Annotated in this window: 1 protein-coding gene; it reads right to left on the bottom strand. The window is 60.9% G+C overall.

The window, feature by feature from the left end:
• Positions 1 to 16: 16 nt before the first annotated feature.
• The coding region (gene tuf / locus ACR0NZ_RS20610) for an elongation factor Tu (protein ID WP_480521576.1) at positions 17 to 1,120 on the bottom strand (1,104 nt) is incomplete at its 5' end.

Raw genomic sequence — 1,120 nt, 5'->3', positions numbered from 1 at the left:
CATTCGCTTGTGCGAATTATTCAGTAATCTTCGACACGACGCCGGCGCCGACGGTGCGGCCGCCTTCGCGGATGGCGAAGCGCAGGCCCTGCTCCATCGCGATCGGTGCGATCAGTTCAACGCCGAACGACACGTTGTCGCCGGGCATGACCATCTCGGTGCCTTCCGCCAGGGTCACGGTGCCGGTCACGTCAGTCGTACGGAAGTAGAACTGCGGACGGTAGTTCGCGAAGAACGGGGTGTGACGGCCGCCTTCTTCCTTGGTCAGGATATAGGCTTCGGCTTCGAACTTGGTGTGCGGTGTCACCGAACCCGGCTTACACAGAACCTGGCCACGCTCAACGCCGTCACGATCCACACCACGCAGCAGGGCGCCGATGTTGTCGCCCGCTTCACCGCGGTCCAGCAGCTTGCGGAACATTTCAACGCCGGTGCAGGTGGTTTTCGAGGTGTCGCGGATGCCGACGATTTCGATCTCGTCGCCAACGTTGATCACGCCACGCTCGATACGGCCGGTCACAACGGTACCACGGCCCGAGATCGAGAACACGTCTTCGATCGGCATCAGGAACGGCTGGTCAACAGCACGCTCGGGCGTGTCGATATATTCGTCAACAGCCGCCATCAGCTCGCGGATCTTGTTCTCGCCGATTTCAGGGTCACGGCCTTCCATCGCGGCCAGAGCCGAACCTGCGATGATCGGAATATCGTCGCCGGGGTATTCATACGAAGACAGCAGCTCGCGGATTTCCATTTCCACCAGTTCCAGCAGCTCTTCGTCGTCAACCTGGTCAACCTTGTTCATGAACACGACCATCTTCGGGATGCCAACCTGGCGGCCCAGCAGGATGTGCTCGCGGGTCTGCGGCATCGGGCCGTCCGCGGCGTTCACAACCAGGATCGCGCCGTCCATCTGAGCAGCACCGGTGATCATGTTCTTGACGTAGTCGGCGTGGCCGGGGCAGTCGACATGCGCATAGTGGCGCGCGTCGGTCTCGTATTCCACATGCGCGGTCGAGATGGTGATGCCGCGCGCTTTCTCTTCCGGCGCGCCGTCAATCTGGTCATACGCCTTGAAGTCACCAAAATACTTGGTGATCGCTGCGGTCAGCGTCGTCTT

Source organism: Ruegeria sp. AE3 (genome assembly GCF_056542225.1).
This window is presented reverse-complemented; position numbering and strand designations above follow the sequence as displayed.